Here is a 16,843-nt window from a genome sequence, read left to right on the forward strand (position 1 = left end):
TCAGCTGGCCTCGACGGGGTGTTCGGGTTTGATGGCGGTGTAGGCAGAGAAAACGCCGAGGCTCGCATGCCGGCGCACGTCGCGAAAACCCGCGTCGGCCAGCGCCTGCATCACCCGCTCGGGCGGAATGCAGGCCTCGATCGTGTCCCAGTAATAGCGCCACAGTTCCGAGGTGTTGCGTTGGCGACCGACCACGCGGGCGATCAGCGGCACCACGGCACGCATGTAGCCCTTGAGCAGCGCGGTTGCGATGCGGCCCTCGGGCTTGGTGATTTCGAGCACCGCCACGCGTCCGCCGGGGCGCAACACGCGATGGAACTCGCTGAAGGCGGCCGCCACGTCGCTGATATGGCGCATGGCGTAGCCCATGCTCACGAAGTCGCTGCTGGCATCGGGTCGGGGCAGGGCTTCGGCCACGCCGCGCACAAGCTCGACACCGGGAAGCTTGACTTGGCCCAACATGCCGGGGCTGGGGTCGATGCCCACGAGCTGGCCGGTGGAGCCGATGAGTTTCAGCGCCTCGCGGGCCACGAGCCCGGTGCCGATGCCCACGTCCAGCACCTGCATGCCCGCCGAGAGGCCGGCTTCCCGCAGCGCAGCACGGCGGTATGAGGGGCCGGTGCCGAAGGCCAGCACGCTCTCGATGCGGTCGTAGTCCACGGCAGTGCTGTCGAAGATGCGCAGCAGGAACGCCTGATGCTCGGCCTCGGTCTTGTAGTACAGCGGCAAAGGGGCGTGCGGCGGCAGGATGTCAGGATTCCCGGGCCCGACGGAAGGCGATGGCGTCATCGAACGATTATCACCAAAAGCCCCGGCCCGAATTCCGGGCCCCAGGGCGGGCGTTGTGTGCGCCGGACAGTAAACTCGGAGCCTGCTCAGAAAACACAGGACAGCGAGATAGAAAGCCATGGCCGGACATAGCAAGTGGGCGAATATTCAGCACCGGAAGGGCCGCCAGGACGAGAAGCGGGGCAAGCTCTGGACCCGCGCCATCCGTGAAATCACAGTGGCCGCCCGCGCCGGCGGCGCCGATCTGGGCTCCAACCCCCGGCTGCGGCTGGCGGTGGAAAAGGCCAAGGCGGTGAACCTGCCCATCGACACCATCAAGCGCAACATCGACAAGGCGACGGGCAACCTCGAAGGCGTCAATTACGAAGAAATTCGTTACGAAGGGTACGGCATCGGTGGCGCGGCGATCATCGTCGACACCATGACCGACAACCGCGTGCGCACCGTGGCCGAAGTACGCCACGCCTTCTCCAAGCACGGCGGCAACATGGGCACCGAGGGCTCCGTGGCCTTCCAGTTCAAGCACTGCGGCCAGTTCATCTTTGCGCCGGGCACCAATGAAGACAAGGTGATGGAAGTGGCGCTCGAAGCGGGCGCCGAAGACGTCGTTACCGACGACGACGGCGCCATCGAGGTGATCACTGCCGTCGCCGACTTCGAAACCGTGAAGAACGCGCTCGAAGCCGCGGGCCTGAAGCCCGACGCCGCCGAAGTCACCATGCGCGCCGAAAACACGGTAGACGTGACTGGCGAAGACGCCGCAAGAATGCAGAAGTTGCTCGACGTGCTCGAGGACCTGGACGACGTGCAGGACGTTTATCACAACGCCTCGCTGTCCGAGTGATCCGGCGAGCGATGGCGAATGAATGTTGTTAGTTGAATCACAGCGAGAAATGAAGGCCCGCGAATGAAGGTACTGGTAATTGGGGGAGGGGGCCGTGAACACGCTCTGGCATGGCGGCTGGCACAGGCTGCCCGGGTGAGCCGCGTGTACGTGGCGCCGGGCAACGGCGGCACCGCAGCCGACGAGCGCTACGACTGCGTCGACATCACCGAGCCCGCCGCGCTGCGCGAATGGGCGATGAAGGAAAAGATCGCGCTGACCGTGGTCGGCCCTGAGGCGCCGCTGGCTGCCGGTGTGGTGGACGAGTTCCGCGCACACGGCCTGCGTATCTTCGGCCCCACGCAGGCAGCCGCGCAGCTCGAAAGCTCGAAGGCCTTCTCCAAGGCCTTCATGAAGCGTCACAAGATTCCGACCGCCGAGTACGAGGCTTTCACTGACGCCGCAGCGGCGCACGCGTACATCGACGCCAAGGGCGCGCCCATCGTCGTCAAGGCCGACGGCCTGGCGGCTGGCAAGGGCGTGGTGGTCGCCATGACCGCGGAGGAAGCGCACGAGGCCGTCGACTTCATGCTGGTCGACAACAAGTTCGGTGTGTCGCACAACGAAGGCGGCGCGCGCGTCGTCATCGAAGAGTTCCTGCAGGGCGAAGAAGCCAGCTTCATCGTGCTGTGCGACGGCAAGAACGTGACCGCGCTGGCCACCAGCCAGGACCACAAGCGCCTGCTCGACAACGACGAAGGCCCCAACACCGGCGGCATGGGCGCGTATTCGCCCGCACCGGTGGTCACGGCCGAAGTGCATGCGCGCGCCATGCGCGAAATCATCCTGCCGACCATCCGCGGTATGGAAAAGGACGGCATTCCATTCACCGGCTTCCTCTACGCCGGCCTGATGATCGACGCCACGGGCCATCCCAAGACGCTCGAATTCAACTGCCGCATGGGCGACCCCGAGACGCAGCCGATCATGATGCGTCTGAAGTCCGACCTGTTCGAGGTGTTCTGGCACGCCACCGACGGCACGCTCGACCAGGTCGAGCTGCAGTGGGACCGCCGCGTGGCGCTGGGCGTGGTGATGGCCGCGCACGGCTACCCGCTGTCGCCGCGCAAGGGCGACCGCATCACCGGCATTCCGGCCGAGGCGCCCGATGCCGTGGTGTTCCACGCCGGCACTACGCTGGAAAACGGCGAGCTCAAGACCAGCGGCGGCCGCGTGCTCTGCGTGACCGTGCTGGCCGACAGCGTGAAGCAGGCGCAGCAGCGGGCCTACGAGGTTGCGGCGCGCGTCAACTTCGACGGCGCGCAATACCGCAAGGACATCGGATTCCGCGCGCTTCACGCGCGCAACACTCACAGCGCTTGATGCAGCAAACCAACCCGGCAGCGGTCAGCGAGTACCTGCGCGGACTGCAGCAGTCGATCATCGCGGCGGTCGAGAAGGCCGACGGCGGCATCTGCGTGCGAGACGCCTGGCAAAAGGCGCCCGGCGAGCCGCTGCAGGGCCATGGGCTGACCTGCATCCACGAAGGCGGTGAACTGTTCGAGCGCGCGGGCTGCGGCTTCTCGCAGGTGCGGGGGCCGAAGCTGCCGCCCTCGGCCACGCAAAACCGGCCTGAGCTGGCGGGGGCGCCTTTCGAGGCAATGGGCGTGTCGCTGGTGTTCCATCCGCGCAACCCCTACGTGCCCATCGTCCATATGAACGTGCGCATGCTGGCTGCGCTGCCCAAAGAAGGTGCAGGAGGCGAGCCGGTCTGCTGGTTCGGCGGTGGCATGGACCTCACGCCGTGCTACGGCTTCGAGGAAGATGCGGTGCACTTCCACACCACGTGCCGCGATGCGCTTGCACCCTTCGGCGACGACAAGTACCCGCGCTTCAAGACCTGGTGCGACGAGTATTTCTTCCTGAAGCATCGCGGCGAGCAGCGTGGCATCGGTGGCATCTTCTTCGATGATTTTTCCGAAGGCGGTTTCGAGAACGGCTTCGCGCTGATCCGCTCGGTGGGCGATGGCTTTTTGCCGGCGTATCTGCCGATCGTCGAGCGCCGCCGCGCCACGCCTTACACGGAGCGCGAACGCAACTTCCAGCTCTATCGGCGCGGCCGCTATGTCGAGTTCAACCTCGTGTGGGACCGCGGCACGCACTTCGGCCTTCAGTCGGGTGGACGCACCGAATCAATCCTGCTGTCGATGCCGCCGCTGGCCAGCTGGGCCTACCAGCAGCAGCCCGAGCCGGGCAGCCCCGAAGCCGCGCTCTACAGCGACTTCATCGTGCGGCGCGACTGGTTGTGAACCGCTCCGGCACTGCGGTGCGTCGCATCGGCATTTTCGGCGGCGCATTCGATCCGCCGCACAACGCCCACGTCGCGCTAGCCGAAGCCGCGCTGGCGCAACTCGATCTTGCCGAACTGCACGTCATTCCCACGGGTCAGGCCTGGCACAAGAGCAGGGCGCTCACGCCGAAGGAAGACCGCCTCGAGATGACGCGGCTGGCCTTCGCTGACCTGAAGGGCACCGTCGTCATCGACAGCCGCGAAGTGCTGCGCGACGGGCCCACCTACACGCTCGACACCCTGCACGAACTGCAGCGCGAGCAGCCCGGCGCACAGCTGGTTCTGATCATGGGCGCCGACCAGGCGAGCGCGTTGCCGACTTGGCACGGCTGGCAGGATATACTCGGCATTGCTATCGTTTCTGTAGCGTATCGCGCACTATCGACGAGCAACGCTGCTCGTTTTGATCCGAAAATGCTGCCCGGCCTCCCGGCTGGCGCGCGTTTCGAGGCGCTCGAACTGCCACCTATGAACAACAGCGCCACCGAGATTCGGCGGCGCGCAGAGCTTGGCGTGGACATTTCCTCGCTGGTTCCGCCCACGGTTGCACGCTATATTGACCAACACCACCTCTACCGCTCTGCCTGATGACCACTGAAGCCGCCGCCAAGAAAGACACCCAGAAACTCCAGCGAGCCATCATCGATGGTCTCGAAGACGTCAAGGCGCAGGACATTCAGGTATTCGACACAGAACATCTTTCGCCGCTGTTCGAGCGCGTGATCGTGGCGTCGGGCACCTCCAACCGCCAGACGAAGGCGCTGGCCGCCAGCGTGCGCGATGCGGTGCGCGAAGCCGGTTTCGGCAAGCCGCGCATCGAGGGCGAAGACAACGGCGAGTGGATCATCGTGGATTGCGGCGCGGCTGTGGCGCACATCATGCAGCCCGCCATCCGCCAGTACTACCACCTCGAAGAGATCTGGGGCGACAAGCCGGTGCGCGCCAAGCTCGGCGGTGTCAAGCCCGCGGTTGCCACCGCATCGAAGGTCGGCACCGAAGAGAAGAAGCCGGCCGCCAAGACGCCGACGCTGCGCCGCTCCAGCGCCGCCAAGACCGCGATCCGCGCGGCGGAACAAGAAGCCAAGGCTGCGAAGGCACCGGCCAAGAAAACCGCTGCCAAGAAGGCGCCCGCCAGGAAGACCACCACCGCACGCGTGCCCGTCAAGGTCGTCGGCAAGCCTGCCGCCAAGAAGCCCGCTGCGAAGAAGACGACGACGGCTGCCAGGAAGGCGCCAGCCCGCCGCGCATGAAGCTGCTGGTGGTCGCCGTCGGGCAGCGCATGCCCGATTGGGCACAGACTGCCTGGGACGACTACGCCAAGCGCTTCCCGCCCGAGCTCAAGCTCGAGCTGCGCGCCGTCAAGACCGAGCCGCGCGGCTCCAAGTCGCTCGAAACGCTGTATGCCGCGGAGCGCGAACGCATCGAAGGCGCAATTGCGCGTGGCATGCGCATCGTTGCGCTCGACGAACGCGGCACGGCGCTGACCACCAAGGCGCTTGCCGCGCGCCTGCAGGCTTGGCAGGGCGAGGGCGATGACGTCGCCCTGGTCATCGGCGGGCCCGACGGGCTCGATCCGGCCTTCAAGGCCGCGGCCCACGAACGCATCCGCCTGTCTGACCTGACGCTGCCGCACGCGATGGCGCGGGTGCTGCTGGTCGAGCAGCTGTACCGGGCGTGGTCGGTCAACGCGGGTCATCCTTACCACCGCGAATGACAAGCGCCGACGGGCAGGCCGCGTTGCTCGAGGAGAAGGGCCATGCGCTGCTGCCGGCGCTGTTGCCGTTTGATCTGCTGGACGCAACCGCGCAGTCGCTCGATCATTGGCTGGGGCAGGCGGCAGGCAGCCGCAACCTTCTGGCCCAGCCGCAGTGCAGCGAAATGGCCGTCCAACTGAAGACGCGGCTGGTCAGCATGGGCCTGCTCGATGCTTCATCGGTGGCCGTGCAATGCACGCTCTTCGACAAGACTGCCGACAGGAACTGGCTGGTCGCGCTGCATCAGGACACCTCGATTCCCGCCTCGGGCGCCGGCACGCCGGCCGCCATCAAGGAAGGTGAGCCTTATGTGCAGCCATCGGTCGAGGTGCTGCGATCACTGCTCGCAGTGCGGGTGCATCTGGATGACTGCGACGTGGATGCGGGGCCGTTGCGCGTCGTGCCGGGCAGCCATCGTGCCGGTCGGATGGACGGCGATGAAGCGCAGGCCTTGCGCGCCGAACATGGCGAGACGACTTGCACGGCGGCACGCGGCGATGCCTTGCTGATGCGCCCGCTGCTGCTACATGTGTCGTCCCGCGCCCGATCGCCGGCCCGTCGCCGCGTCCTTCACTTTCTTTTCGGACCCGCGCGCCTGCCGCATGGACTGGTCTGGAACCGCACAGTGGCCGGCGCGCAGCCGACCCTCCAGGAGAACTGAACCTTGCCGGACTTCATCTACCTCGCTTCGCAGAGCCCGCGTCGCGCCCAACTGCTCGGTCAACTCGGAGTGCGCCACGAACTGCTGCTGGCCGATGCCGACGAAGACGCCGAATCGCTCGAAGCCGTGCTGCACAACGAGGCCCCTGCAACGTATGTGCAGCGCGTCACGGCCCTGAAGCTCGATGCCGCGGTGGCCCGACTCCAGCGCCGCGGCCTCGCCGATGCGCCGGTGCTCTGCGCCGACACCACAGTCGCACTCGGCCGCACGATCCTCGGCAAGCCCGAAGATGCGGCGGATGCGGCGCGCATGCTGCGATTGCTCTCGGGCGCTACGCACCGCGTGCTGACCGCCGTTGCGCTGCAGCATGGCGCGCAGCGTCACGCAGCGCTCAGCGTGTCCCGTGTGCGCTTCGCGGACATCACCGATGCGCAGATCGCCCGCTACGCCGGCAGCGGCGAGCCGCTGGGCAAGGCCGGGGCCTATGCCATCCAGGGCGCGGCGGCCGCGTTCATCGAACACATCAGCGGGTCCTATTCGGGCATCATGGGCCTTCCCATGTTCGAGACAGCAGGGCTGCTTCGAAACGCCGGTTTCAATACTTGAGAATTCCATGCAAGACATCCTGATCAACTGGTCTCCACAGGAGACCCGTGTGGCGCTGGTCGAGCACGGCGCGGTGCAAGAGCTGCACGTCGAGCGAACGCTGGAGCGTGGACTGGTCGGCAACATCTACCTCGGCAAGGTGTCGCGCGTGCTGCCGGGCATGCAGTCGGCCTTCATCGACATCGGCCTGGAGCGCACCGCTTTCCTGCACGTGGCCGACATCGTGGCGCCGTTCACGCCGGGTTCGCGACCCAGTGCACCGGCGCCCGAGCGCGACCACCGCAACGGCGGGCCGATGGTGCCCATCGAGAAGCAGGTGTTCGAGGGCCAGTCGCTGTTGGTGCAGGTCATCAAGGACCCCATCGGCACCAAGGGCGCGCGGCTGTCCACGCAGATCAGCATTGCCGGGCGGCTGCTGGTGTTCTTGCCGCAGGACAACCACATCGGGGTGTCGCAGAAGATCCCGTCAGACCAGCGCGAGTCGCTGCGCAACCGCATGCTGGCGCTGATCGAGGCCGCAGCCGCGGCCGACAGCGGCGGCGTGGTGCCGGCCAACACCGGCGGCTTCATCCTGCGCACCAACGGCGAAGAATCCACCGACCCCGAGCTTGCCGAAGACATTGCCTACCTGCGCAAGACCTGGTCGCGCATCCGCGATGCCTCGATGCGCATGCCGCCGATGTCGCTGCTGCACCAGGACCTGAGCCTGCTGCAGCGCGTGCTGCGCGACATGACCAGCGAAGACACGCAGACCATCCGCATCGACTCGCGCGAGCAGTTCGAGGTGCTGCTGAAGTTCGGGCTCGAATTCATGCCCAAGGCGGCGGGCAAGCTGCAGCACTACAAGGGCGAGCGGCCGATCTTCGACCTGTATTCGGTCGATGAAGAAATCGCGAAGGCGCTGGGCCGGCGCGTCGAACTCAAGTCGGGCGGGTATCTGGTGGTCGACCAGACCGAGGCGTTGACCACGGTGGACGTGAACACCGGCGGCTTCGTCGGTGCACGCAACTTCGACGACACCATCTTCAAGACCAACCTCGAAGCAGCACAGGCCATTGCGCGGCAGCTGCGGCTGCGCAACCTGGGCGGGATCATCATCGTCGACTTCATCGACATGGGCCGCGACGATCACCGCGAGCAGGTGCTGGCGGAGTTCCGCAAGCAACTGGCGCGCGACCGCGTGAAGACCACGGCCGGCGGCTTCTCGCAGCTCGGGCTGGTCGAGATGACGCGCAAGCGCACCCGCGAATCGCTGGCGCACATGCTGTGCGAGCCTTGTGCGGCGTGCGGCGGCCAGGGCATCGTGAAGACCGCGCGCAGCGTGGCCTACGACGTGATGCGAGAGATTTTGCGCGAGGCGCGGCAGTTCACGCCGCGCGAGTTCCGCATCGTGTCGTCGCCGCAGGTGATCGAGCTGTTCCTCGATGAGGAGAGCCAGCACTTGGCAGGACTGAGCGACTTCATCGGCAAGCCGATCTCGCTGCAGTCCGAGCCCGCGATCGGGCAGGGGCAGTACGACATCGTGCTGCTTTAAGGCTTAAAGCGTCGGGTCCTGTCCTGGCGGGGCGCTGCGCACCGCCAGCGTCTGCAGCCGCGCGTAGAGCCCGTCCAGCGCCATGAGCTGCTCGTGGCTGCCTTGCTCGGCGATGCGGCCTTGCTCCATCACGATGATCCGGTCGGCATGCTGGATGGTCGACAGGCGGTGGGCGACGATCAGCGTGGTGCGGTTCTGCATCAGGCGCTGCAGGGCGTCCTGCACCAGCCGTTCGGATTCGGTGTCGAGCGCCGAGGTGGCCTCGTCGAGCAGCAGCACGGGCGCGTTCTTGTAGAGCGCACGGGCAATGGCGAGGCGCTGGCGCTGGCCGCCCGAAAGCTGCGTGGCGTTGTGGCCGAGCACCGTGTCGAGGCCCTGGGGCAGGCTTTCGACGTGCGCGCTCAGATTGGCTGCCTCGATGCATTGCAGCACGCGCTCGCGGTCGATTTCGGCGCCCAGCGCCACGTTGGCCGCCAGCGTCTCATTGAGCATCACCACGTCCTGGCTCACCATGGCGAACTGGGCGCGCAGGCTTTTCAATTGCCATTCGCTGGTGTCGTGTCCGTCGAGCAGCACCTGCCCGCCGCTGGGCTGCACGAAGCGCGGCAGCAGGTTGACCAGCGTGGTCTTGCCCGAACCCGAAGGGCCGACGAAGGCCACCACCTGGCCGGGTTCGATGGTCAGGCTCACGCCGTCGAGCGCGCGCTGTTCGTCTTCGCCGCGGTAGCTGACCTGCACATTGCGCAGTTCGATGCGTCCTTCGGCATGTTCGACCTGGAACGTGCCCTGCGACTCCGGGGCCACGTCGTCGATCAGGATCAGCCCACGCTCCAGCGCGGCGAGGCCGCGGGTGATGGGGCCGGCAACTTCGGCGAGGCGCCGGATCGGCGCGATCAGCATCAGCATGGCCGTGATGTAGGCGACGAAACCGCCCACCGTGAAGCCCTGCTTGCCGCTTTGCCACAGCGCGATCATCACCACGATCGACAGTGCGAGCGACGCCATCATCTGCGTGAGCGGCGTGGTGGCAGCCTGGGCGATGGTCGACTTCACGGCCAGCCGGTTCAGGCGCTGGCTCAGCTGTTCGAAGCGGCGGCCCTGGGCGCCTTCCGCGCCGTGCAACCGCACCACTCGATGGGCGAGCACGTTTTCTTCGACCACGTAGGCCAGTTCGTCGGTGGCTTGCTGGCCTTGCTGGGTCAGGCGGTAGAGCCGCTTGGAGAACACCTTCATGATCCAGGAGATGCTGGGCACCAGGAAGGCGACGATCAGGGTGAGTTTCCAGTTCAGGTAGACCAGATAGCCCAGCAGCGCGATCAGCGTGAAGCCATCGCGCGAGAGCCCGAGAATCGCTTGCACCAGCAGCATCGCGCCGGTCTGCACTTCGTAGACCACCGTGTTCGACAGAGTGCTGGCCGATTGCCGGGCGAACAGCGCGAGTTCGGCGCCGAGCAGCCGCTCGAACAGCACCCGCCGCAGTTTCTGCATGCCTTCGTTGGCGATGCGCGACAGCGCGTACTGGGAAATGAACTGGGCGATGCCGCGTACTGCGAAAAGAAGCAGCACGGCGGCGGGCACGAACCACAAGGGCATCTCGCCGCGCGTGAAGCCCCGGTCGAGCAGGGGCTTCAGCAGGGCGGCCATCAGCGGTTCGGTGATTGCTGCCAGCATCGCTCCGCTCAGTCCGAGGGCCCACCATTGGCGGGAGCCGCCAAACCAGGTCATGAGTCGCGCCATACGGCGCATCAGGGGAGGGCGTACGTTCTCGCCGCCGGGGGGTGCTTGCATGGCGGCGGATTCTACGGGGGCCCTTATTCAGGGCCTTCCGCAGGTGCTTCTGTAGGACCGCGTCGCCGGATAAACGTTTTGTGACGGCGGCTTCAAGCCAGTGTGTAACATGTGGCCCGTTACAGCCGGGGAGAACTTTTTACCCGGAAACCTCTCCGAACCGCATGAACAAGCCGTTGCCAACTCTAATTCCAACTCCTTCTTCATCGTTATTTGCACGCCGCACGCTCATCGCGGCTCTCGCTGCCACTCCCATGCTTCCTGCACTGGCCCAGTTCCGGGTCGAGGTGTCGGGCGTCGGGCTCACGCAGCTGCCGATTGCGCTCGTTCCTTTCAAGGGCCAGGAAGGCTCGCCCCAGAAGATCTCGGACATCGTCCAGGCCGATCTGGAACGCAGCGGCCAGTTCCGTGGCGTCGATGCCTCGGGCCAGGCGCTGGACGAGGCCTCGCGCCCCGACCTGTCGCTGTGGCGCCAGCGCACGGCCGATTCGCTCGTGGTGGGCAGCGTCAACCGGCTGGCCGACGGCCGCTTCGACGTGCGCTTCCGCCTCTGGGACGTGGTGAAGGGGCAGGACCTGGGCGGCCTGAGCTACACCGTGCCGCAAGGTGACCTGCGCCTTGCTTCGCACCGCATTGCCGACTACGTGTACGAGAAGCTGACCGGCGAAAAGGGCATCTTCTCGACCCGCATCGCCTACGTCACCAAGGGCGGCAGCCGCTACTCGCTGTGGGTGGCAGACGCCGACGGCGAGAACGCCCAGGCCGCGCTCGCCAGCCCCGAACCCATCATCTCGCCCTGCTGGTCGTCCAACGGGCAACAGCTGGCGTATGTGTCCTTCGAGTCGCGCAAGCCTGTCGTGTACGTGCACAACGTGGCCACCGGCCAGCGCCGGCTACTTGCGAACTTCAAGGGCTCCAACAGCGCGCCGGCCTGGGCGCCTGACGGCAACTCGCTCGCCGTCACGCTCAGCCGCGATGGCGGCTCGCAGCTGTTTTCCATTCCGGCCAGCGGCGGCGAACCGCGCCGCCTGACGCAAAGCTCCAGCATCGACACCGAGCCGGTGTACTCGGCTGACGGCGGCACCATCTATTTCGTGAGCGACCGCGGTGGTGCGCCCCAGATCTACAAGATGAGCGCCGGCGGCGGCAACCCGACGCGGGTGACCTTCAGCGGCACCTACAACATTTCTCCGTCTGTCAGCGGCGATGGCCGGTGGTTGGCCTACATCTCCCGAGTGGGCGGTGCCTTCAAACTCCACGTGATGGAGTTGGCAACCGGCAACGTCAGCGCAATCACCGACACCTCCGCGGACGAAAGTCCAAGTTTTGCCCCGAACAGCAAGCTGATCGTCTATGCAACGCAACTGCAAGGCCGCGAAGCCCTGATGACGACCACGCTCGATGGAAAAATAAAGGCACGACTGGCGGGACAGGCGGGAGACATCAGAGAACCGGACTGGGGTCCGTTTCAAAAGCAATGACCAAGGTTTATTTGAGGAGTTTGAAAATATGTTGAAACGTACGATTTATTCGCTGGCCATCGTGGCTCTCATCGCCGGCTGCTCGTCGGGCACCAAGCTCAACGAAACGCCGGTGACCGATCGTTCCGGCTCGGCCGGCGGCCAGCAAGGCGCCAGCAACGTGGCACCTGTCACCATCGATCCGACCGCGGGCACCGCGCAAGGTCCGATTGGCGTCGAGCGCATCGTGTATTTCGACTACGACAGCTACACGGTCAAGCCCGAGTTCCAGTCGCTGATCGACGGCCACGCCAGGTTCCTCAAGGCCAACCCGCAACGCCGCGTCTCGATCGAAGGCCACACCGACGAACGTGGCGGCCGCGAGTACAACCTTGCACTCGGCCAGAAGCGTTCCGAAGCCGTGCGTCGCGCGCTGACCCTGCTGGGCGTGAGCGACAGCCAGATCGAGGCCGTGAGCTTCGGCAAGGAAAAGCCTGCCGTCACGGGCTCGGGTGAAGAAGTGTGGGCGCAGAACCGCCGCGCCGAAATCCGCTACACCCGGTGATGCCACGCGCCATGCTGCGAGGCGCGGCGCTGGCTGCCGCCTTGCTCTGCGTCTCGATGGGGTCGCAGGCTGCACTGTTCGAGGATGACGAGGCTCGCCGCGCCATTCTCGACCTGCGCCAGCGCGTCGAGGCCATGCGCCAGCAGACCGACCAGCGGCTGACCGACGAGAACGGCCAGCTTCGCCGCAGCCTGCTCGACCTGCAGAACCAGATCGAACAGATGCGTGGCGACCTGGCGCGCATGACCGGCCAGAACGAGCAGCTCACCCGCACTGTGAGCGAGATGCAGTCTCGCCAGACCACCATCGACGACAAGCTCAAGCAGAGCGAGCCTTCGAAGGTGTCGGTGGACGGCCGCGAGTTCACCGCCGATCCCAAGGAAAAGGCCGACTTCGACGCCGCCCTCGGTGTGTTCCGCTCGGGCCAGTTCGCGCAGGCGCAGACCGCGTTTGCCGAGTTCGTCAAGCGCTACCCGCAAAGCGGCTACAACGCCTCGGCGCTGTTCTGGCTCGGCAATGCGCAGTACGCCACGCGCAACTACAACGAGGCCATCGCGAACTTCCGCTCCATGCTCTCGCTCGCGCCAGACCATGCCAAGGCCCCCGAGGCCGTGCTGTCGATCGCGAACTGCCAGATCGAGCTGAAGGACACGCGCGCCGCGCGCCGCACGCTGGAAGACCTGACCAAGGCCTACCCGCAGTCCGAAGCCGCACAGGCCGGCCGCGAGCGCCTCTCGCGCCTGCGTTGATGCGGGCGGAGTCTTCCGCTTGAGCGCCATCATCACTGCCGCGTTCACCATCCCTCCTGCCGCCGCGGATGTCGTCACCGACACCGCGGCGCCTGACTTTGCGCGCCGCTTCGGCGGGCTCGAGCGGTTGTACGGCGTGGCCGGTGCCGCGGGCATCCGCAACGCGCACGTGCTGGTCGTCGGCATCGGCGGCGTGGGCTCATGGGCGGTCGAGGCGCTGGCGCGCAGCGGGGTGGGGCGGCTGACCATGATCGACCTGGACCACGTGTCGGAGTCGAACATCAACCGCCAGATCCACGCACTCGATGCGACCGTGGGGCAGGCCAAAGTCGAAGCCATGCGCGACCGCATTGCGCAGATCAACTCCGAGTGCAAGGTGCAGGCGATCGACGAGTTCGTCGAGCCCGGCAACTGGCTCTCGCTGCTCGACGCGGCGCAGGCCGCGAACGGACTGCCAACGGCCGTCATCGATGCCTGCGACCAGGTGAAGGCCAAGGTGGCCATGGCGGCATGGGCGCGTGCATCGTCGCGCACGGCGTTCGTCACGGTAGGTGCGGCGGGTGGCAAGCGGCAGGCGCACAAGGTCGACATCGACGATCTGTCGCTCGTTACGCACGACCCGCTGCTTGCGCAGTTGCGCCAGCGCCTGCGCAAGGAGCACGGCGCCCCGCGTGAAGGCCGCAAGATCGGCGTTGCCTGCGTCTTCAGCCGCGAAAGCGTAGCGCCGCCGGATGCGTCTTGTGCCATCGAAGGCGACGGTTCGCTCAACTGCCACGGCTACGGCTCGGTGGTGAGCGTGACGGCAACCTTCGGTCAATGTGCTGCAGGTTGGGTGCTCGACAAAATCGCGTCAAACGTCGCGCTATAATCTTTGGCTTTGCCGGATTCAACGTCGGCAAGAGCAAGAATAAAAAATGGTTTGGGACGTTAGCTCAGTTGGTAGAGCAGCGGACTTTTAATCCGTTGGTCACTGGTTCGAATCCAGTACGTCCTACCAAACTTTCAAGAATCCCCGCCTGCCTTGTGCACGCGGGGATTTTTTCTGCGCGCGATCAAGCCAGACCGTTCAGGTGCTCATAGAGGATCAAGATGTCGATCCCGATCAGGAAGCCGATGGGTCTGCTACGATTTCCGTCCCGGGGAAACAGCCTCCCGGTCTGCAAAGTAAGACGGTGTCCCGTCCAAGCGCTGGCGATTCATAACGGAGCTATCCGTGGACACCGTACTGCCCGACTCCTCTCCTGCGCATTCCGCGCCAATCCAGCCCGTCTCCTTCGCCGAAGCATTCCGCTTCTGGCTCAAGCTCGGCTTCATCAGCTTCGGCGGTCCTGCCGGGCAGATCGCGATCATGCACACCGAGCTGGTCGAGCGCCGGCGCTGGATCAGCGAGAAGCGCTTTCTGCACGCGCTCAACTACTGCATGCTGCTGCCCGGCCCCGAGGCCCAGCAGCTGGCCACCTACATCGGCTGGCTGATGCACCGCACCTGGGGCGGCATCGTCGCTGGTGCGCTGTTCGTGCTGCCGTCGCTGTTCATCCTGATCGCGCTGTCCTGGATCTACATGGCCTACGGCAACGTGCCCGCGGTGGCCGGCATCTTCTACGGCATCAAGCCGGCCGTCACCGCGCTGGTGCTGCACGCGGCCCATCGCATCGGCACGCGTGCGCTGAAGAATCGGTGGATGTGGGGCATTGCGGCCGCGGCCTTCGTGGCCATCTTCGCTTTCGACACGCCGTTCCCGGCGATCGTGATCGGGGCCGCGCTGATCGGCCATTTCGGCGCGCGCTGGGCGCCAGGCGTATTTGCACTGGGCGGTGGCCATGGCAGCGCCAATCAGGGCTACGGACCGGCGCTGATCGACGACGACACACCGCCCCCTGTGCATGCCCGCTTCACGCGCGGCCGCCTTGTCAAAGTGCTGGCAGTGGGACTCGGCCTGTGGGCCGTGGCGATGGGCGTGCTCGTGGCCACGCAGGGCTGGCAGAGTGCGCTGGCGCAGATGGGCTGGTTCTTCACCAAGGCTGCGCTGCTGACCTTCGGCGGCGCCTACGCCGTGCTGCCCTATGTGTACCAGGGGGCGGTCGAGCACTACCACTGGCTCAACGGCACGCAGATGATCGACGGCCTGGCGCTCGGCGAGACCACGCCCGGGCCGCTGATCATGGTGGTGGCCTTCGTCGGCTTCGTGGGCGGCTGGCTGCAGCAGGTCGCGGGGCCGGGCGCGTTGTTCATCGGCGGGGTGTTGGCGGCCACGGTGGTGACCTTCTTCACCTTCCTGCCGTCGTTCATTTTCATCCTCGCGGGTGGGCCGCTGATCGAGGCCACGCACGGCAAGCTCGGGTTCACCGCGCCGCTGTCGGCCGTCACGGCCGCGGTGGTCGGCGTGATCCTGAACCTCGCGCTGTTCTTCGCGTACCACGTGCTGTGGCCGCAGGGTTTCGGTGGGCGCTTCGACGCGCTGTCCGCGGTCATCGCGGTGGCGGCGGTCGTGGCGCTCTTTCGCTTCAAGGTCGGCGTGATGCCGCTGCTCGGCGCCTGCGCGGCCGTCGGGCTGCTGGCGACCCTGGTGCCCGGGCTGCGCTGAGGAGTTGCGCGCGGCCGGCTGGTCTTGCGCTTCATCGAGCCTGAGGGTTCTTCTTCAGTGCGGATGCGCGTGGTGCGCGTCCGGCACGTGCGCATGCGTGTGGTGCAGCGGTGCGTGGTGGTGCGGGTGGCTGTGCTCGCCCACCGGCATCGGGTCGTGTGTATGGTCGTGATGCCCGTCGTCGTGCCGGTGCGCGTGCTCATGGTCGAGCGGCTCGTGGTCGTGCGCATGGCCGTGGGATTCGGCCAGGTGCAAGGCCACCCCGGCGAGCATCAGCAATCCGCCGGTCGCCATGCCCCAGCTCAAGGCACGGTCCCCCAGCGCGAGGGCGACCACTGCGCCGATGAACGGTGCGAAGGCGAACACCGAGCCCGTGCGCGCCGCGCCGAAAGCACGCTGCGCCAGCAGGTAGAGCCGCAGGCTGAGCCCGTAGCCGCTGGCACCGATGGCGAGTAGCGCCAGGGCCGCGGTCCAGCCGGGCAGCGGTTCGCCGGTCGCAATTGCGAGCAGGGCGGTCGCGCCCGCGCCCAGCAGCGACTTGCCGAGCACTACCTGACCGGGATCGCGCTCGGCCAGCGCGCGCGACAGCGTGTTGTCGATGCCCCAGGCAGCCGTGGCTGCCAGCACCGCAAGCAGGCCCAGCAGTTGCACGCCACCGCTCAGGCCCCGGTCGATCACCAGCACCATGCCGCCTGCGAGCAACAGCAGCATCGCGCTCCACACCCGGCGGTCCATCACCTCGCGGTAGAGCGTGCGCGCCAGCACCGCGGTGAACAGCGCTTCGAGCGCGAGCATGAGCGAGGCGCTGGTGCCGCTGGTGTGCTGCAGGCCCCAGGCGAGAGCCACGGGGCCGATGACGGCGCCGAACAGAGCCATCCACGACAGCCGCTTCAGGTCGGCGCGGCGCAGCGCCGCTTCGCGCTCCACCGGCTGGCGCAGCCACGCGCCCATGAACGCGGCGCCGGCGTAGAGCAGGGCGGCGGTGGTGAAGGCGCCGAGTCCCGCGCCCGCGCGCTGAACCAGTGGCGTGCTGATGCCGAAGAGCGCCGCGGCCGCGAGGGCCAGCAGGCCGCCGCGCAATGCCGGGAGATGGAAGAGGGGCACGTCTTCAGTCCTTCAAGAGCCGTTGCGCAATTCGCAATTCTCAAATGAAAAAGCCCGCTGCTTCCACGGCAGCGGG

17 protein-coding genes and 1 tRNA gene are annotated in these 16,843 nt (G+C 66.5%); 15 read left to right on the plus strand and 3 right to left on the minus strand.

All coding sequences use genetic code 11. From position 1 onward, the window contains the following. On the minus strand, positions 1-789 hold the full coding sequence (locus tag ACSFCA_RS27295) for a class I SAM-dependent methyltransferase (RefSeq protein ID WP_435461706.1): 789 nt from the start codon (positions 787-789) through the stop codon (positions 1-3). A gap of 118 nt (positions 790-907) precedes the next feature. On the opposite strand from ACSFCA_RS27295, the gene ACSFCA_RS27300 reads away from it, so the two are divergent. The 9 genes from ACSFCA_RS27300 to rng all read left to right on the plus strand — a co-directional run bounded on the left by ACSFCA_RS27300 (position 908) and on the right by rng (position 8,517). Further along, the gene (locus tag ACSFCA_RS27300; RefSeq protein ID WP_258355111.1) at positions 908-1,633 is read left to right on the plus strand and encodes a YebC/PmpR family DNA-binding transcriptional regulator; all 726 of its coding nucleotides are present in this window, start codon (positions 908-910) and stop codon (positions 1,631-1,633) included. 63 nt (positions 1,634-1,696) lie between these two features. Then, positions 1,697-2,995: a phosphoribosylamine--glycine ligase gene (gene purD, locus ACSFCA_RS27305; RefSeq protein ID WP_435461707.1), complete on the plus strand. Its 1,299-nt coding sequence runs from the start codon at positions 1,697-1,699 to the stop codon at positions 2,993-2,995. Beyond that, positions 2,995-3,921: an oxygen-dependent coproporphyrinogen oxidase gene (gene hemF / locus ACSFCA_RS27310; protein ID WP_435461708.1), complete on the plus strand. Its 927-nt coding sequence runs from the start codon at positions 2,995-2,997 to the stop codon at positions 3,919-3,921. The genes purD and hemF overlap by 1 nt, the downstream gene beginning before the upstream one ends. Further along, complete coding sequence (nadD, locus tag ACSFCA_RS27315; RefSeq protein ID WP_258355109.1) at positions 3,918-4,550, plus strand: nicotinate-nucleotide adenylyltransferase; 633 nt, start codon at positions 3,918-3,920, stop codon at positions 4,548-4,550. The genes hemF and nadD overlap by 4 nt, the downstream gene beginning before the upstream one ends. Further along, positions 4,550-5,212: a ribosome silencing factor gene (gene rsfS / locus ACSFCA_RS27320; RefSeq protein WP_258355108.1), complete on the plus strand. Its 663-nt coding sequence runs from the start codon at positions 4,550-4,552 to the stop codon at positions 5,210-5,212. The genes nadD and rsfS overlap by 1 nt, the downstream gene beginning before the upstream one ends. Then, entirely contained in the window at positions 5,209-5,676 is a 468-nt protein-coding gene (gene rlmH, locus ACSFCA_RS27325) for a 23S rRNA (pseudouridine(1915)-N(3))-methyltransferase RlmH (protein ID WP_042579728.1), read from the plus strand. The genes rsfS and rlmH overlap by 4 nt, the downstream gene beginning before the upstream one ends. Beyond that, positions 5,673-6,377, plus strand: coding sequence for a phytanoyl-CoA dioxygenase family protein (locus ACSFCA_RS27330; RefSeq protein WP_435461709.1), 705 nt, complete (start codon positions 5,673-5,675; stop codon positions 6,375-6,377). The genes rlmH and ACSFCA_RS27330 overlap by 4 nt, the downstream gene beginning before the upstream one ends. A 3-nt stretch (positions 6,378-6,380) precedes the next feature. Further along, the gene (locus ACSFCA_RS27335) at positions 6,381-6,983 is read left to right on the plus strand and encodes a Maf family protein (protein WP_435461710.1); all 603 of its coding nucleotides are present in this window, start codon (positions 6,381-6,383) and stop codon (positions 6,981-6,983) included. Positions 6,984-6,990: 7 nt separating this feature from the next. Further along, entirely contained in the window at positions 6,991-8,517 is a 1,527-nt protein-coding gene (gene rng / locus ACSFCA_RS27340; RefSeq protein WP_435461711.1) for a ribonuclease G, read from the plus strand. Between the two features lie 3 nt (positions 8,518-8,520). Here rng and msbA read toward each other — a convergent pair whose 3' ends face one another. Further along, positions 8,521-10,305, minus strand: coding sequence for a lipid A export permease/ATP-binding protein MsbA (gene msbA, locus ACSFCA_RS27345; RefSeq protein WP_093054669.1), 1,785 nt, complete (start codon positions 10,303-10,305; stop codon positions 8,521-8,523). A 254-nt stretch (positions 10,306-10,559) separates the two neighbouring features. On the opposite strand from msbA, the gene tolB reads away from it, so the two are divergent. From tolB to chrA, 6 genes are all read left to right on the plus strand, one after another. Further along, positions 10,560-11,786 carry a Tol-Pal system beta propeller repeat protein TolB gene (gene tolB / locus ACSFCA_RS27350; protein ID WP_218132221.1) on the plus strand — a complete coding sequence of 409 codons (1,227 nt, stop codon included), beginning with the start codon at positions 10,560-10,562 and terminating at the stop codon, positions 11,784-11,786. Between the two features lie 28 nt (positions 11,787-11,814). Next, positions 11,815-12,330, plus strand: coding sequence for a peptidoglycan-associated lipoprotein Pal (pal, locus tag ACSFCA_RS27355; protein WP_258355104.1), 516 nt, complete (start codon positions 11,815-11,817; stop codon positions 12,328-12,330). Then, entirely contained in the window at positions 12,330-13,079 is a 750-nt protein-coding gene (ybgF, locus tag ACSFCA_RS27360; protein ID WP_093054675.1) for a tol-pal system protein YbgF, read from the plus strand. Before pal ends, ybgF begins: the two co-directional genes overlap by 1 nt. Before the next feature lie 19 nt (positions 13,080-13,098). Continuing rightward, positions 13,099-13,947 (plus strand): tRNA threonylcarbamoyladenosine dehydratase, encoded by an 849-nt coding sequence (locus tag ACSFCA_RS27365; protein WP_435461712.1) that lies wholly within the window; start codon positions 13,099-13,101, stop codon positions 13,945-13,947. A 53-nt stretch (positions 13,948-14,000) separates the two neighbouring features. Continuing rightward, a tRNA-Lys gene (locus ACSFCA_RS27370) sits at positions 14,001-14,076 on the plus strand. Between the two features lie 216 nt (positions 14,077-14,292). Next, on the plus strand, positions 14,293-15,663 hold the full coding sequence (chrA, locus tag ACSFCA_RS27375; RefSeq protein ID WP_435461713.1) for a chromate efflux transporter: 1,371 nt from the start codon (positions 14,293-14,295) through the stop codon (positions 15,661-15,663). Between the two features lie 54 nt (positions 15,664-15,717). Here the strand turns inward: chrA and ACSFCA_RS27380 are convergent, their stop codons facing one another. After that, the gene (locus ACSFCA_RS27380) at positions 15,718-16,767 is read right to left on the minus strand and encodes a DMT family transporter (RefSeq protein ID WP_435461714.1); all 1,050 of its coding nucleotides are present in this window, start codon (positions 16,765-16,767) and stop codon (positions 15,718-15,720) included. Between the last annotated feature and the right edge of the window lie 76 nt (positions 16,768-16,843).

This window comes from Variovorax multivorans, assembly GCF_051216835.1.
Classification (GTDB): domain Bacteria; phylum Pseudomonadota; class Gammaproteobacteria; order Burkholderiales; family Burkholderiaceae_C; genus Variovorax.

Bases quoted from the DNA above. Each gene is read 5' to 3' on its own strand.
- ACSFCA_RS27295 (WP_435461706.1), bottom strand. From the start codon at position 789: ATGACGCCATCGCCTTCCGTCGGGCCCGGGAATCCTGACATCCTGCCG.
- ACSFCA_RS27300 (WP_258355111.1), top strand. From the start codon at position 908: ATGGCCGGACATAGCAAGTGGGCGAATATTCAGCACCGGAAGGGCCGC.
- purD (WP_435461707.1), top strand. From the start codon at position 1,697: ATGAAGGTACTGGTAATTGGGGGAGGGGGCCGTGAACACGCTCTGGCA.
- hemF (WP_435461708.1), top strand. From the start codon at position 2,995: ATGCAGCAAACCAACCCGGCAGCGGTCAGCGAGTACCTGCGCGGACTG.
- rsfS (WP_258355108.1), top strand. From the start codon at position 4,550: ATGACCACTGAAGCCGCCGCCAAGAAAGACACCCAGAAACTCCAGCGA.
- rlmH (WP_042579728.1), top strand. From the start codon at position 5,209: ATGAAGCTGCTGGTGGTCGCCGTCGGGCAGCGCATGCCCGATTGGGCA.
- ACSFCA_RS27330 (WP_435461709.1), top strand. From the start codon at position 5,673: ATGACAAGCGCCGACGGGCAGGCCGCGTTGCTCGAGGAGAAGGGCCAT.
- rng (WP_435461711.1), top strand. From the start codon at position 6,991: ATGCAAGACATCCTGATCAACTGGTCTCCACAGGAGACCCGTGTGGCG.
- msbA (WP_093054669.1), bottom strand. From the start codon at position 10,305: ATGCAAGCACCCCCCGGCGGCGAGAACGTACGCCCTCCCCTGATGCGC.
- tolB (WP_218132221.1), top strand. From the start codon at position 10,560: ATGCTTCCTGCACTGGCCCAGTTCCGGGTCGAGGTGTCGGGCGTCGGG.
- pal (WP_258355104.1), top strand. From the start codon at position 11,815: ATGTTGAAACGTACGATTTATTCGCTGGCCATCGTGGCTCTCATCGCC.
- ybgF (WP_093054675.1), top strand. From the start codon at position 12,330: ATGCCACGCGCCATGCTGCGAGGCGCGGCGCTGGCTGCCGCCTTGCTC.